At 37.9% G+C, this 16,752-nt stretch carries 7 protein-coding genes and 1 pseudogene; 1 reads left to right on the top strand and 7 read right to left on the bottom strand.

The window, feature by feature from the left end:
- Positions 1 to 30 precede the first annotated feature (30 nt).
- Together pyrE and rph are read right to left on the bottom strand one after the other, a co-directional pair.
- A complete protein-coding gene (gene pyrE, locus CWC18_RS17800; protein WP_138593821.1) occupies positions 31 to 675 on the bottom strand; it encodes an orotate phosphoribosyltransferase in 645 nt (214 codons plus the stop codon).
- 60 nt (positions 676 to 735) lie between these two features.
- Positions 736 to 1,449, bottom strand: coding sequence for a ribonuclease PH (gene rph / locus CWC18_RS17795; RefSeq protein WP_138593822.1), 714 nt, complete (start codon positions 1,447 to 1,449; stop codon positions 736 to 738).
- Positions 1,450 to 1,618: 169 nt separating this feature from the next.
- On the opposite strand from rph, the gene CWC18_RS17790 reads away from it, so the two are divergent.
- Positions 1,619 to 2,479, top strand: coding sequence for a YicC/YloC family endoribonuclease (locus tag CWC18_RS17790; RefSeq protein ID WP_138593823.1), 861 nt, complete (start codon positions 1,619 to 1,621; stop codon positions 2,477 to 2,479).
- A 447-nt stretch (positions 2,480 to 2,926) separates the two neighbouring features.
- Here CWC18_RS17790 and CWC18_RS17785 read toward each other — a convergent pair whose 3' ends face one another.
- From CWC18_RS17785 to CWC18_RS17765, 5 genes and pseudogenes are all read right to left on the bottom strand, one after another.
- Entirely contained in the window at positions 2,927 to 4,495 is a 1,569-nt protein-coding gene (locus CWC18_RS17785) for a DNA cytosine methyltransferase (RefSeq protein WP_138675813.1), read from the bottom strand.
- A 96-nt stretch (positions 4,496 to 4,591) separates the two neighbouring features.
- A complete protein-coding gene (locus tag CWC18_RS17780) occupies positions 4,592 to 6,223 on the bottom strand; it encodes a nuclease-related domain-containing DEAD/DEAH box helicase (protein ID WP_138675812.1) in 1,632 nt (543 codons plus the stop codon).
- Between the two features lie 3 nt (positions 6,224 to 6,226).
- Entirely contained in the window at positions 6,227 to 12,496 is a 6,270-nt protein-coding gene (locus CWC18_RS17775; protein ID WP_138675811.1) for a DEAD/DEAH box helicase, read from the bottom strand.
- 14 nt (positions 12,497 to 12,510) lie between these two features.
- The gene (locus tag CWC18_RS17770) at positions 12,511 to 15,954 is read right to left on the bottom strand and encodes a hypothetical protein (RefSeq protein ID WP_138675810.1); all 3,444 of its coding nucleotides are present in this window, start codon (positions 15,952 to 15,954) and stop codon (positions 12,511 to 12,513) included.
- A gap of 412 nt (positions 15,955 to 16,366) precedes the next feature.
- Positions 16,367 to 16,663, bottom strand: a pseudogene (locus CWC18_RS17765) (transposase); the annotation flags it as partial.
- Positions 16,664 to 16,752: the final 89 nt, after the last annotated feature.

The following is a 16,752-nucleotide window of genomic DNA, read 5'->3' as shown; positions in this document are numbered from 1 at the left end:
GACTGGCATTTTTTTTAACTCACACTCAGCTTATGCTACGCCGTATTGATCTCGGTATGCTTTAACTGAGGCAAGGTGTTCACCCATGCTACCTTGTTCTTCAAGGTAAACAATTAAATCAGCAAGCTTCACAATTGACACAACGTCAGTGCCAAAGTCACGTTCAACTTCTTGAATTGCAGACAGTTCCGCCTTGCCTTTTTCTTGACGGTCCAGTGCAATTAACACACCAGATAAATCAGCACCTGCGGCAGCAATGATTTCCATCGACTCACGAATAGCAGTCCCTGCGGTGATCACATCATCAACTAACATGATACGCCCTTCAAGCGGCGAGCCAACCAACGAGCCCCCTTCGCCATGCTGCTTTTTCTCTTTACGATTAAAGCAGTAAGGCACGTCTTTGTCATAATGATCAGACAGCGCAACCGCAGTCGTCGTCGCAATCGGAATACCCTTGTATGCTGGGCCAAACAGTAAATCGTATTCAATACCAGCATCTTCAAGTGCTGCGGCATAAAAACGCCCTAAACGCGCTAAATCACGACCGGTGTTAAATAAACCAGCATTGAAAAAATACGGGCTTGTACGGCCTGATTTAAGGGTAAACTCACCAAATTTAAGCACCTGCTTTTCAAGTGCAAATTCAATAAACTCTTTTTGATATGCTTTCATACTTTTACCTACTTACGTGATACCTAACTGATACCTAAACTAAACGGAAACAACGCTCGATTATGCTAATGCTTTCTTTTGCAGGTCAATAATTTCACGAATTGAATGCTTAGCAAGCCCTAATAGCTCATCAAGTTCTTCAAACGAGAAAGGGTCGCCTTCAGCGGTACCTTGTACTTCAATCAGCTTGCCTGTTTCTGTCATGATCACGTTCATGTCAGTCTCAGCCTCAGAGTCTTCTAAGTATTCTAAATCAGAAATGGCTTGGCCGTTATAAACACCCACAGAAATCGCCGCAATCATAAACTTAAGTGGGTTATTGTTGATCATGCCTTTCGCACGCATATGCGTTAACGCATCAACCAACGCAACACACGCACCACTAATAGACGCAGTACGAGTACCGCCATCAGCTTGAAGCACATCACAGTCAATCGTAATGGTGTTTTCACCAAGGGCTTTTAAGTCAACCGCAGCACGCAATGCACGTGCGATCAAACGTTGAATTTCCATTGTACGGCCGCCCTGCTTGCCACGCGCCGCTTCACGATTATTACGGGTATGTGTAGAACGTGGCAACATACCGTATTCTGCCGTGATCCAACCTTTACCTTGACCTTTCATGAAGCGCGGTACACCCGCTTCGACCGTTGCAGTACAAAGTACTTTTGTATTACCAAACTCTACCAGTACCGCCCCTTCGGCGTGAATTGTGTAGTTACGTGTAAATGTTACCGGTCTGATCTGGTTTGCTGTTCTTTCACTTGGACGCATCCACGTTCCCCTAATATTCAAAATTTCAGCCATTATAATGGGTCAGACAGTTCGATGCCATGTCGATTTAGACAAAACAACGACATTGAGTGAAAATTGCTTACTGCGTTGATTTTTTATTAAGCTATAATACCAGCTGGAAATTTTGTTAATAGATTAGGAACTTTACATGATCCATAGTATGACCGCCTACGCACGCCGAGAAGTTAAAGGTGATTGGGGCACAGGAGTTTGGGAAATCCGCTCAGTAAATCAGCGTTACCTAGAAACCTTTATCCGCGCACCTGAACAATTTCGTGGTATGGAGCCGGTAATACGCGAGCGCCTACGTAAACATCTACAACGCGGAAAAGTAGAGGTCTATTTAAAGTTTACAGCCAACCCAGCTCATGTTGGTGAGCTATCTATTAATGAAACATTGGCTGAGCAACTGATCAACAGTGCCAAATGGGTGCAACAACACAGCCAAGGTGACATCAACCCCGTTGATATACTGCGCTGGCCAGGCGTAATGGAAGCGCAAGAAGTTGATCTAGATGCCGTAAATAAAGCCCTACTACTTGGCTTTAATGACCTTATTGAAGACTTTAAAGCAGCACGAGCAAGCGAAGGTGGCAACCTAGAAACCATGATCACCACGCGCCTAGATAGCATTTTAGAGCAAGTTGCCATTGTAGAAGAACACATGCCAGAAATCACCAAATGGCAACGTGAAAAGCTCAATGCTAAGTTAGAAGACTTAAAAGCCGACATCGACGAAAACCGCCTTGAGCAAGAACTTATTTACCTTGCTCAAAAACAAGATGTGGCCGAAGAGTTAGATCGTTTAAAATCTCACGTAACAGAAGCACATAAAATCATTAAGAAAGGCGGCGCATGCGGCCGTCGTTTAGACTTTATGATGCAAGAGTTTAATCGCGAGTCAAATACCCTTGCCTCAAAATCAATTAATACCGACATCACCAGCGCAGCGGTAGAATTGAAAGTATTGATTGAACAAATGCGTGAGCAGATCCAGAATATTGAGTAACCTCTAAATCAATTCAAAACCACCCGATATAGCCCAGTCATACTGGGCTTTTTTGTTTTTAGCGTCTCAATTATTTAGAGTGATTTAAGCTTGGATCAGTAAAATGATAGTTCGGGCTTATAAATCAACGACTCTGACCCTTTTGATTCGACCCTTTTGATTCGACCCTTTTGATTCACCTGAACTCGATAGGTACAAACACTTGGAATAATAGAGCAGCTGGTAATCAAAACCTCTCTCGTGGAGATAAAGTTTGTACCTTCGATAACTATTACGGATTTGTTGAAGATATAGCCATTTTTTGGTACATACTTAAGAACAGACGCAAACGAAACACTATCGTATAGTTTAATCAGACTACTTTTTAGCTTATAAAACAATAAGTTGTGATTCGCATTGGTATTTTAATCCACAAATAAAGTAAAGTTGAGTATTTATTACGCACGGCTATAATAGCTTTTTAAGGCACTTTCCAAGCTGTAAAGCCAACAATGGCGGTACGGCATTTCCTACTTGGGTATATTGAGGCACTTCATATCGTCTCATCTTACCGCCGGTTGTAACTTTTGAACGGAAGACAAATTGATCAGGGAATGACTGAATTCTGGCCATTTCCCTTACTGTTAATACTCTCAACTCTCGTTCGTCATAATGACAAGCATCATCAGGAATTGATAGGGCTGCAGGGGCTGGAGCATCTGCAATTAAAGCTTTTTGAGTCTGCTTTTTAGTAGGGTGGGCTTTTAAAAAGTTAATAAATTCTTTTTTACATTTAAAAGGTAATAATTCACCATTTTCATGTAGGAAATTAAATTTAGAAAGCAATTCCCACTCTTTTGACGAGATATCCGATGAATTTCCCTTCAAAACATTAAGTATTGATGTTGTTAAAGAGGTTACCCCTATTTGCTTTAATACTTGGTATATTCGAAACCGCCTTTTTACGAACAAACTATTATTTCTAAAGTCATGATTAATGATTTCACTCCTTTCTTTTAAGAAATCAAATTCATCATTTAATTTAGAAACATAATCGGATTTTTTTTCTTTCTTATTTATTTTAAGATCATCAATAGCGTCTTTTACAGATGTTTCAGGAGAAGATACCAGATCTTTTAAAAAGCTATTCTTTATTAACTTTAAATCCTTAGGTTTATTGACATCAAAATACGGTAAATGTCCTAATGGCAGTTTTTCACCTTCTTGACTAACCATTTCGTGAAAACATAGTGATTGTTTAAACAATTCTTTTTCCGCTTCATTGAACCTTTTATTTATCGAATCGAAGTGTTTTTGACTAACTCCAATCATTATGAATCTAGGTCTATTTTGCGGCACCCCAGATTTTCTTGCATTTACATGCAAACAGAGAGGAATATAATTTATCGATGCAAAAACTTTAGATACTTCATACCAAGCATGGAACTCATTATTATTATCGTCTTTAAACGCTCTTAATATTCCAGTCACATTTTCTAATAACACGAGTTTTGGTCTGATTACGTTTACAAATTTAGCGAATTCCCAAGGTAACGTATTTTTGTCACAGTCTTTAGCTCTCTTTCCTGCCATACTAAAGCTTTGGCAGGGGGGGCCTCCAGAAATTAAATCAACATTCCCCCCACCTTTGAATGCTGAAGAAAGAACTTTTTTTAATTGAACATTTTTCTCTAGTAACTTATTTAGCTCTATTAAATTACCAACCAGTAACTTCCCTTTTAAACCATTTAGGTCTTTTGGCAAGTCGCTGAACCCTTCTTCCGTATTATCAGGAAACTCAAACGGGTTTTCTCTTAAGCGCTTAAGTAGCTCATTATATTTACTCTTTAGCCAAATAACATTTTGAGGCATCAAATTCTGATTAGCTTTTTCTTCTAGATCTTCGTCTAAAAAGTTATAAGCAAATGTTTCCGCTGCCATAGGGGAGAGCTCATTTGCTAACAACAACTCAAAACCAGACTTTTTCAGGCCAAGTGACATTCCGCCACAACCTGAAAACAACTCAATATGATTCAATTTACGCGCTCTTATTCGACTTTATGTTGTACATAATTCTATTGAAAAATTCGCTACTAGTCCAGGCTCATATTAAAGATAGTTAGTTAATCTACTTTACTGCTTCAGTGCCTGATATAAGTATGTGTCAACTTCCTTTTCAGAGGTTATCAAAGCTAAACGTGCGGTAGCCCTTGTACAAGCGACATATAAATCTTCTTGGCTAAATGCTTTGTGTTCATTTGGAATTTTAGTATCTATAACTATCACTGAAGAAGCTTCAATGCCCTTAAAAGACTTAATAGTTGAAAAATATATTGTCTTATCAGCGTTTAAATCAGCTATATCTTCAGATAACACTAATCCATGCCCACTTCTCTGTTCATTTAATGATGAGTTTTCAAGTTTAAAAGGGCTCAATATTACAACGCTCCCTTTACCTTTCCAGTCTTTAGCCAATTCCCAAGCTAATTTCGATTGAATTTTTGCATAGCGAATTTCTGGCGAAACCCCTTCAGGCATTCCGGGCATAGACTCCACATTGGAATTAAGAACTTTATTTGAAGCATCATTTATTAATACAGTATTTCGACAATTATGATAAAGATGAAAAATAACTTCTGCACCTATAGGAGCCCCTGAGGATACGTTGTAGAGATCCTGATTCCAATCTGCGAAAAACGCCCAAGTATTATCTTCGGCTAAAAGCTCAAGTAAACCAATAATTTGATTTTCTGAAAAATCCTGCCCTTCATCCACTATAATAGCATCATATTTTTGTATTGAATCAGCTTGATCCATTACGAAAAGGGGGAGTGATTCCCTATAAAACTCAACGTCCTTGTATTGATTGATAGGTTGTTCTAAAAGAGAAGTAAATAGTTTATCAACACTCCAAATATATTCACTATAATCTGGGTGCTTTAACTGAAGGGCAAGAGCTAAGTTTTTATTGTAGCAAACATAGATTGCTTCACGGCCATGTTCAACTAATGACATCATTCGCCACATAGCCATCAATGTTTTTCCTGAACCTGCAGGCCCAAAAACAGCTACACTAGGCAGTTGAAATAAACCTCTTAAACTAGCGTGTTGTTGCCTCGTTAGCATTTCTATTTTGTTAAGATCATCTTCAACTTCAACACTCGTATCTGCGGAAGTCACATAAAACTTACGATCTTTAAGTAAATCAATAATTGACTCGATGACTAACGGTGTAAAGCCTTTTCCTTTATTACCATGATCTCTTTCCTCAAGTGACGCTTTCAATGCTGAAGGTAAGTGCCCCATGTTTCTTTTGGTAACGACCGTAGACTTATCAAACATTTGAGGGTAGTCACTTATTTCTCCTTGAGGGTAAACGACTACATAAGAATACCTTCCATTAAAAGTAGTCCAGTTATTCTTTTCATTGATTAACCCTACAAGCTCGTGCATGTTCTTGATTGCTTGTTCCGGGGGGCTTTTCTTATTTATGTCAATCCATTTTCCTCTTTCAAATCTAGCCCAAATTCCATTTTCTTTTACTTTAAATTTCCGTGAACCTTTGACTTCTAAGACTACTAGCCCTGATTCAGGAATTAAAACAGCAAAATCCGCTTCACCATCTCTAACGTATCCTCTTTTGTCTTTTACACTCCAACAAATATTTGAAATTATTGTCCAGTCCTTTGGGCATTGATTTTTTAGTTCTTTCAATACTTCATTTTCAGACCTGTCTGAAGGAATGGTCCCTATTACTCTTGCCATATTCTATCCTTTTAACTTCGCTACTAAAATCTCAATATCATCCATAACCAGCATCTTGGCACGACCAATAACTTTGAACTTCGGCTTAGTCATTCCTTTTTGTTGGTAAACACTACACTCCGTAAATAAACCATTTTTGGCTATACTTAACCAAACCTCTTTATGCTTAAATGTCTGCTTATTATTACCATTAACTTTTACCCACTTTTTGGAGGTGTATTCGAATTCTTCTCCATCCGAAAGATTTAAGATATCGCTTTGATTCAATTCGTTAGATTTACTATCCCCCCCTGAGCTTGTTTTTTCATCTTTGAAACTAGCAGACTCCTCTGGAAATAAATCACTATTATCTTCAATTTTTTGCCTTACCCATACCATTCTTCTCGATAAATTGAAGGAGTCGATCCTTCTAACATCTTTAACGCCATATTCTGTCGCAATGTCATATGCTAATTTGATAGAGTTAAGTTCGCCTGGGTGTATACTCCATAGCGGGTGTACTACAAAATTGAAAACATCATCTGAAATCCAACCGCTAATATTTTCTCTGTGGATAGCGCTTTCTGCAAAGCCGTTTTCAATATAATTATTTACTAGACTTTTTGCTCTGTTAGCCCAATGTCCTTCTGCACTTGTTGGTAATTCTTTACCTAATACTTCTGTCGACTTACCTGGGATAAACTCAGAATCCAACATTGATGCAATGAGCTCTATCCCAAGTTCCCAATCTAGTAAGCCGTGAAGTTGCCTGTTTCGGAATCCTTTTAAGAGAATGTCAGGAGTTCTCCACTCCATATCAGTTGCACTTTTAGCAAGCCGTAACTCTTCTCTAATAAGTTTTCCCATTTGAGAGCATGGTCCTTCACCAAGTACACAGCCTTCTAGAATATTCTTCCATTGCAAGCTGGCTGTCTCCACTAAACCTGAACCGTTTGGATGCGCATCTGCGATATAAAGCTCTCCCCCTGACTCTCCATTGGAATTAGATGAGAAACTGTGGACGGAAGCTATTTCGATATCCATTGAATCTACATCTAATTCTAATGCTATAGCCCGTTGAATTATGGTCGCTGCAGAATACCAAGCCGCTCTTCTTCTAGTTAGTTTCTCTTCGCCTTTTCGCTCAAAGTAATTTAAACCACGTTTGTCACTCATGCGAACGGCTAAAATGTCCGTCACTTTAGAAGACGTTATCGCGACCTTATATTGATAGTTTTTATCTGTGGCCTTCCAAATGCCTCCTTCAACGTCAGATTCAACCGAGTACCTTTTAACGGTATTCAAATTACTCTCGCGACTGAAAGAAAAATATTGGTCTCTATTAGTGTTGATTCTAAATACAGGGGCTTGCTTTGCGGTTGTTATATGAGTGTTACAAACTTGCGTAAAGACATTCTTTTCTAATCGAGGGCTAGAAATTGTTGTGTATCCACTTATTCCTCTTTTTTCTCCTCCCCCAGAGGCTGGCCTAGAAGTATTCATATCTGTAGCATAAGCTCTAGGCGATACTGCAACGTACGCTCTAGCAGAGAATGAACCGCAACTAGGACATCTTACACCGGTTTCCTGAGGTTCTTGTAGCCAATCTTTATCCCAAATAGCGTGTGAGTTTTGAGGCTCCAATTTAGAGAGTTCTGCTGGTTCGCTAATCAATTGCCGACAAGATTCGCATTTAATATGTACATAAGCCGCTGCTATTGCATCACTCCTCGTTCGCCAATGCTTATTGTATTGCTTGTAAATTGGCCCAGTTAAATATTGTGGCAACAAACTTCTTTTATCCCAGGTTCGTTCCGAGTAAGGAGAGAAATCAGCGATAGCTTGATCTGATGGGCGGTCTAATGACTTTGGGTCAGAATCTGATTTAGGTAAATCAAAATAAAGATCCCTTACTGAAGTTGGCATCCCAAACATAGGTAGCACTCCAGACTCTGCTAGTCGATGAGCTAAAGTTTTCGATACGTATTCCGTTGAATTGACGGCATCAGTTATGACTTTTATAAGGTCTTGAGACCAAATAATTAATTGATTTGGATTTATACTAGAACCTTTGCATACTGCCTTAGCTATTGATTCAACTATTTGACTATTGTTATTCAGCCACTTTTTTAATTCTATTGTGTTACTTAAAGCATCGGAAACCATTCCCATTTCGCCATGCGTATCTGGATTTTCGGAAGTATGTGTCCAATTCACCCCTATACCTTTAAATGCTTGCCTTAATAGTTCTTTAGTGAACAACCTTTGTGCTAACAATTTTTGTTCAGGTCCCATTGATAGAGTAGGCTGTGGTGGAATTCCTCCTGTCATTTCTTCAGGATGTTCAAAATGTATCCTGTCATGAGTTTGCCCTCGACAAAAAGTAAGCGCTATTGAAAATGCTTGGCCTTTACGCCCAGCTCTACCAACTCTTTGTTGATAGTTAAACCTTTCTGGAGGCATATTGGCTTGCATAACGGCTTGTAAAGAACCTATATCTACTCCAACTTCCATTGTTGTTGTCACGGAAAGGAAATTAATGGCGTCAACATTTCGATAAACTTCCCGTTTGGTTATATCTTCTACTTTCTCATCGTCAAAAAAGATATCTCTAAAATGTCTTTGCCTTTGGGCTTGATTTTGAGTTTGTCCAGTCAACTCTTGAGAGGTAATTTTAAACGTAGAGCTATCATTTAAAGCTTCATATGCAAAATAATGCTTCTGCTCTATTTCTTTAGCAGTTTCTAATCCATTCGGTGTTGCTTCTAATTGGCTGAAACAGCGTGAACAGATCTTAGCCGAACCATGCCAGTGTATCCGCCCGCAGTTATTACATATCCAAGGTTTATCATTACTTTTGACAACTCTTACCCATAAATTGTCTAAATTAACTGGCAACCAAGAATCATCAGATTGCTTATGACCTACAGAAATAAATGTTTTTACTACAGCAGATAATACTACTTCGTAATGCACTTTGTAGAGAGCCGATGCCTCTGAAAGGTACTTATAGACTCTTTTTTTGGCAGTCCCTTCATTTCCCTTGCCTGAAGGTTTATCAGTCTGCCACTCATCTTTGATACCGCCCCAAGGATCTGGAGTCAATATGTTCTCTTCGGTTAATATTCTTAAAACACTATTGCATAATTCTAGGAACACCTGCGTGGGAAGACTTGAAGGTGCTGTTACATTCAGAGTATTAGGCAATGACAAATGACCAATACCTTGCGCTTCTAGGTCATAGAGTGTTCTACCAGTAAGGGTTCTCCAAGCGTTTTTCTTAAGTGACCAGCCTAATTTATCGGCTCGTGCTGCAACATCTTGATTCTTTAATTCTGGAATCAACAGCCCATTTCTAGATTTAAAAATTGAAGTCCAATCGTATTTCTGGTTATCTTTAAATAGAGTTTTAGAGTCAACAGCCGCTCCACCTGGGTTAACCCCGACTTCAATAAACTTTGCCCATAGACTGTTCATTTCTCTCAAGCTGCCAACAGAGAACATTTTTCCCACACTCACATAGCTAGCGTCAGCTTGTTTAATTATTTCAATCTCATCTTTTTGTTCTTGAGTAAGACCATCGGGATTTATTAATCGAAAACTAGCGGCTTGAGTAAAATTGATGAATCTTGTGATGTCAGCTTCATCATACTCTTCTTTTAATGAGCTTGTAAGTTCAGCTATTTTGGAAAGCTGGTTGGTTTCAATTAGGTTAAGAGCCTCTTTCATTTTGCTCTCAATACCATTTGTAGAGTTCTTTAATAACGCTTTATTTACGAAAGTACGCAACAATACTTTCCATTGCTCTTCCTCAACCCCAACCGATATATTTGCGGCCGCCTCTCGACTATCAGAGAAAGCAACTAACTTTTTACTATCACCATCTGGCAGAATTTCCATCACATGCTTTGCGAGTAGATGGGACATTCTCGCTAAACCTGTAACAAATGAACGAATTGGCGTTCGTCTTCCGTATCTTTCAGAGTAATCTATACTACAAGAAGGGCACTTTTGCGGTAGCGCTGAATACTTGTTTTTGTCACTATCACCCAAGCCACCATCTCTATCCAGATAGAAAAAGTAGCAATGCTGATCATGATTTGGGTCAAATGAAGTTGCTCCAATATTAACTACTCCGGTTATTTTGTTCATTGAAGCTTTAATCCAGCTAGCATTTTCTTCAGATTCTGGTCTTCCTGGTTTGCCATTAATATCTTTCGTAGCAATGGAGCCATGCTTCCACTTCATTCCTTTATCTTCAGCAAATTCCTCTTCAGAGCAAAGCCAAACAACACCAACATCTCTATAGGTTTTAGCATCAGTTTTTGTTTCAAGAGTTGATTCTGGTAATCCTGAAATATCAGATTCCAATGGTGTTAGTTCAACTTTTTGTACACAACTAAAATTATCTTTCAATGTAATTTTATTACCACATAAAAGTTGTGTACCGCAGCATTCACAGTATAGAACCTCTAAAACTCTTTTACCTGAGATTGATAATTTTCTCTCTGGAAGCAAACGACCTACACGTCTATTATCTTCTATATTTTCTTCTATAGTTGCCCATAAGCCATCTACATTTTTAACCATCCAGTGAAAGCGAAGCTGTGGGAACTGCAATCTTAAATTTTGAACTGGCTTAGAACCTAGCAAATAAAGTAAGCCCTGTGCAGCTATAGCGCGCTCATTTCCTTCTAAATTTGCAAACCATCTTTCTCGAATTTTATTTAAAGGTTGGGCACGAATGTGACCATCTGTATAAAACGCGCTTAGAATATGTCGACTTATTTTTCCGTAATGCTCTGTGAGGTAACTTAAAAGTTCCTTTGAGACACTTTCATTTTGTGGTGATTCAATGAGTTTTCCATGAGCTATACAACTTTTTTCAAAATTAGCTTCAAATGAAGTAGTAGGTAGTTCCAACTTATAGGCGTTCTCCCCTGATTCAATATGAAATAGGTCTTTTGCCTGTTCTGGAGTAAATCCAAAAAAGTTGCCCAAATACTTAAATGTATCCTCTCCTGAAGGGTCAAGGGATGCACTAGAAGCTAAAATTCTTAGTTGCTTACTTTCAGGTTTTAACCCTAATCTTTCTAGTAATAACCGAATAAGGTAGGCAACTTCTGTTCCGGAAGAGCTTCGATGTAAGTGGAGTTCATCAATAACCAGTTGAAAAACATTGTTTTCTTTGTCTTCTTCTAACCATTTCCTAGTGGTTTCAAAAATATTTGAATCAGATATGTCGCTGGTTATATTTTCTGCTGTTCCCCTCATTAGCATGATTGATAACATACTAGTATTAGTGACTAATATATCTGGTGGAGTAGCTTGCATTTCCCAACGATGAAACATCTCAGCGGAGTCAGGAGTCATCCTTCTAATAAATTGCATTTCCTCTTTAATTTGTTCTAGTTCAGTCGATAAACGTATGATTTCTTGCTCTTGGCCAGAATCCTGAGCTTCGTTTAGCGAAAGTTTACAAGACTGCATTTTTTTTCTAATGGAGATGTATTCTGAGATTGATTGCGATATTTCTTGGTTCAGTTTTCTTATTTTAGTATTATTCTTTTTTCCATCAGGGGTAGCTGGATGCCCGGCAACAGGTGTAGAGCCGTTAAAACGTCCAAATCGAATCCTATTTTCGACTAAGTTGTCATCTAAACTAGCCAGTACTTCGTCAGAGTCTAAAGCATTTCTTAATCGAGATATCTGATCTTCAACTAGTGCATTCATTGGATATAGGATTAGCGCTCTAACGGCTGGAGCCTTTGATTCTCCTCTGAGTTTATGTCTAGTAGCACTCCAATTAGGGGGATTATTGACAGTCCAACATTCTGGTCTTAATTTAGGTCTTTTCCAATGAGTTTTTTCATTGGTTGCTTCTTTAATTATGTTTGCTAAAACAGGAAGAAGAAATGACTCTGTTTTCCCCGAGCCTGTACCTGTTACAACTATTCCATGCTTTCCTTTTAATGAAGCTGTTAGCATTCTTTGTTGATGTAAATAAAGTGGAAAGCCTCCTTTGAACAAGCCAGAGCTTATAATGTTCTTAAAAGCAGAAATCCCATTTGGAGTCATTCCTGGTAACTCTTGCTCATTTAGCTCTTCAAGGAATTTACCTGATTTATACATTGGAATAGGCTCTAAATACTCTTCTTGAAATAGAACTCCATCTTGGTCTAGCAACTTGCTTCGTTCTTCTTCGAATGATTTGGAGCTTGAGGCAAAAGCTGATTTTATATACCTTTTTATTCCATCTTTAACATTTTTATAAGAACTAATAGGTTCTTTCATTACCAATCCCTTTATTATCTAAAATCTAATTTTGCATTTAACAATTGCGCAACTTTATTGGCTATATCTTCTGGAATATATTCATACTTTATCCAATGACCCGAAGCCATATCAGAATAAAAGCAATCAACTTCTAACTTTGTTGTCTTGTCATTTTCAGAAACTATATTGGTAGAAAAATTGTTCATTTGGGTAGTTTCTTTTTCCATCTTTATTACTTTGGGAGATAAACCACTGCATAAAGAAAGTGCTCTATCTAAAACGATCGGCAATCCAATTCTGGCAGGTATCCAAATAGTAGAGGTGCTTGAATGATAAGTTATTGGTACATTAAATGTGTCTGGCAAATATTCCTTATCTCTTAACCATTTCGCATATTCAATAAGATTAAGCCAGATGCCCCACCTAGAGTCTCTGATGAATGACAAACTGCCATTTAAGTTCATCACGTAAAGATTATCGAGATATGTACCTAAATCTTCCAACTTCCATAGCTCACAATCGTAGTGCTTTGGTGTATCAGTAAAAAGAGCAGGACCTGGTGAAAACTTTTTTTTCGATTGCCCAACTAGTGATTCTATATGGAACCCTGAAATAGAAGACTTAAATTGTTCAATACCATACGCCCAATCTAGTATTTCTATACTGGGTTGCCTTACAAAGTGAAACGCATGATTATTACAAAACTCTTTTATTTCTTCTTGGTTTGAGACTATTCGTCTTCCAGCAAAGCCAAACTCATCTGGGGTTGTATAAATAATTTTTAAGCCGCTAACGTTGTCTATTAAATCCCATTGTTTAAGTCTCAAAGTTCCTAAAATCCCATATACTCTGTCGTTTACTGTTGTAATGGGTAACTCAACGATTGTAGGTTTAACGGAATTAACACTAACTATGTGCCCTCTATTGGTTGTAGCTAATTCTATCCGTCCTACTTGCCTTAAATATAAGAGAATGAAAATGGGGGTTGTGTCTAAATGATGTTTTTGTATTAGCCTTTGTACGAGGTTTCTAGCAGTGCCATAACTTAAGGTTCCTGCTATTGCTAATGCATCTAAAAAGTTTTCAACGATACTACTTATATAATCTGGAGCTAAGTAGTTGGTGCCTAATTCTCTAGTGGCTGTTGAAATGTGGGCGTACTCTCGCACAGGATTGTAAATAAGATCGTCAAACTTGTTTAAGATCGCACCGTGTAACCCTTCGCCGGTTCTGATACACTTCCCTAAGCTATCTAAAGAAATCTTACAGTTGGCATTAACTATATCTCCATCAGTACTAGCCACTCTTAATTTTACATGCCCGATTTGGTTTCCTTTGATGTCGAAAGCTGTAAATTCATTTAAAGAACTAACATTTTTCGGAACTTCAATTTCAAATCTTCTAGTAGTGCAACTTTCGTTAATTAAGCTATTTTCTGTATTGGAATCACTTTTTAATTCATTAAGTTTAACTCCAATTGAAGTAGTTATTGTGGCATTTGACGGCATAGAGACTTCAAGCTCGGGAAGATCATACGGCAAAAACATATGCGTACTACCTCTTTTGATTCTTCTACCTCCAACCAATATTAAACTATTCATTCTAGGGTGAGGGTTTTCTCTGCCATCAGGTAAAAGTCTTTGCTCTTCTGTCAATTCCGCACATTCTGGAATTTTTATTAGTTCCCAACCTTCACAAATACCTTGAATATCATCCAATGGCTCAAAATCAATATCTTGTTTTTCTAAATAACTAAAGACCATTTCAATATGAGGTGGAGGAATTAATATAAAAACACTGCCATAGCTAGGCAGCACACTTTCCACTAATTTATGTTTGTTAAGGTACGAATCGAATTTAGAGGTAAAAAGCCATAATTTATGAATTGGTAAACTGTAGTTGACTTGTTTTTCTTCTTCGTACGCGTGATTAATCTTTAATGATACCTCTTGTCTATCGTAAAAAGACAATGACATCGCTTCCCAGATTAAACTAGTAGAATCTCCTAAAGAGGTATAGCCAAATTCAGTCGATAAAAACTTACCTTGCCAGTGGTGGTTGTTGTAATTAAGCTCAAAGCTTCCTGAATCTTTGATAGAATCAATTTCCCAAACGGGATCGAGCTTCATGGAGCTACTATTGGTTAGAATAAATGAAACTCTTGCTTTAGTGTTACTTAAAGATGCTCTGGAAAAGCTTGAGGAATTGCGTTTTTCGTTATCTTGACATGTTCCATCCCAATCTAAATAGGCACTTTTGATTGTTTCATCAATAGCTTTACCAAACGAACTATCTTCTAGAGCTTTTTGGAAACCACTTGTAAATAAGTATGCTGATAGCGTTAATTCATGCTTAACTTTATTAAGCAGTGTTTCAGAAAATTTTGAGCCCGCTCTAATTTCAGCGTGTGTGAAAACTTTATGAAATGAATCAAAGTCAGACTGAGTAACTATACTTTGAGAACGCGGAATGCCTATATGTTTATAACCACCCAGCCTTCTTACACTAAAGAAGCCCAAGTTACCATCTAGCTCTCTTGTCCAGAGAGATAAGTCGTCCCAGACTTTTTCAAATGCCTTCATGTCCTCTATTTGGAATGTAGTATCAAGGTTCATTTCTTGACTAAAGCGTTTGTAAAAGTCTGATGTTTGTTGCGAGGATGTAACTATTAGTGCTGCCAAATACGGCAGATAAGTGGGGGATGATAATCCACTATAAGTGGAATCAAACTCTCCAGGATCTTTATATTTTATAAAACTTAATTTTTTAGATACGTTGCGAAGTTTAACTAGCTCTTGAGCTTTATCAACCAAGCTTTTCTTGCTATGAAGCCAATCAGGTCCTTTAATTACAGCAGCTTTAAAACCATCATAGCCACCAATATCTTGTCCAATACTATCAATCAAGTCGCTATCAATTCTTAAGAATACTTCTTCACCCTTGTTTACGTAAGTAAAAAAGCTTTGTAGAAACCTTAAATTCCATTCAGAGAATCGATCAGTTAGAGGAACATTATTGTTTCTAGCGACTTTTTCTAATACCAAACTTATAAAACTGTTCTTATCTTCTAATTCTGAAGAAAACCCTTCTTGACTGGTATTGAATACATATAGCTCATTCTGAAAGGCAACAATTGCGAGTAAATTAAAAGGCTTAGCTATAACTTTCAATCGTGATATCCAAATTCTAGGATCGCCTTTCTTAGTTTCAGGACGATATAATGAAGTGGTTGTTTCTATAACCTCATCTTTGGTAACCAATTTAGTGGGTATAATTTTTTTATATGCTTGACCTTGATTTTGAGATGAAAAGTCATGTAAGCCAGTACTAAAAAAGTAAGATACTAATCCGGAGTGTGCGTCTAATATAGATTTTTTGAGACCGGTTTCCGTAGGTACTAACCAACTTGAACTAATTCCTTTATTCAGAAATAGGTTTTTGATTGAGTTGATATCCAAATCAGCTTTGGCTAGCATAATTACTCCTTCTACTAGTCAGTTCAAGTCCACAATCTGTATAATAATCACGTAAATAAATAATAAAATCAATTGGCTACTTTGATTGTGATCATCTTTTATATTTTATTTTCACGAAAAATGGTAGTTCAGTGTTAGTCTTGTTAAGACGACATTGCTGAAAGGCCTTATTTTATTGGGCTGCCAAGGCGCTCTGGATATTGGCAGAACGAACAATGACACCCATTTAAAATTATTGCTAGCCTTAAAAAAATACCTCTGAGATATTGTTGAGTTCACAAAGTTGAATGGATAATATGCGCTTTACACTGAAAGAGATAGCGAAATTGAACTACTCAGTGCCAAAGAGACACGCCTAATCCACCGTTAGTTATTAAGGCTTATTGAAGGCGTTAGCTGATCACTCTAAACGTTAAGCCAGTAACTTTTCACACTGTGTGTAGTTGGCCCGCCGTTTAATTTCTGGGCTCGCGCAATAGTTATCTAGCTTCTTAGGCCGACCTACAGCACCATGAAATAGGTTGGTAAATTGTGTGGTGAGTTTTAACCAGTTTTCGGGGGCAATGTTGAGTCTGTCTAGAAATGGTGAGTTGATTGGGCTTATAGCGCCTCGCTTATCTGCCCGCATACATCGGCCGGTTAGCTCTACAAGTTCTAAGTAGGACTTTAATTCAAACGGTAAACCTTTGGGCATGTGCTTTCTGGCGGAACGAACAATGACACCCATTTAAAATTATTGCTAGCCTTAAAAAATACCTCTGAGATATTGTTGAGTTCACGGTGATTGCAATGAGACAT

It is taken from the genome of Pseudoalteromonas aurantia (assembly GCF_005886875.1).
GTDB classification, from domain to species: Bacteria; Pseudomonadota; Gammaproteobacteria; order Enterobacterales; family Alteromonadaceae; genus Pseudoalteromonas; species Pseudoalteromonas aurantia_A.
The sequence above is the reverse complement of the archived record's forward strand: the minus strand, read 5'-3'. Positions and strand labels throughout refer to the sequence as shown.

Coding starts and splice junctions, on each gene's coding strand:
- pyrE (WP_138593821.1), bottom strand. CDS start 675: ATGAAAGCATATCAAAAAGAGTTTATTGAATTTGCACTTGAAAAGCAG.
- rph (WP_138593822.1), bottom strand. CDS start 1,449: ATGCGTCCAAGTGAAAGAACAGCAAACCAGATCAGACCGGTAACATTT.
- CWC18_RS17790 (WP_138593823.1), top strand. CDS start 1,619: ATGATCCATAGTATGACCGCCTACGCACGCCGAGAAGTTAAAGGTGAT.
- CWC18_RS17780 (WP_138675812.1), bottom strand. CDS start 6,223: ATGGCAAGAGTAATAGGGACCATTCCTTCAGACAGGTCTGAAAATGAA.
- CWC18_RS17775 (WP_138675811.1), bottom strand. CDS start 12,496: ATGAAAGAACCTATTAGTTCTTATAAAAATGTTAAAGATGGAATAAAA.
- CWC18_RS17770 (WP_138675810.1), bottom strand. CDS start 15,954: ATGCTAGCCAAAGCTGATTTGGATATCAACTCAATCAAAAACCTATTT.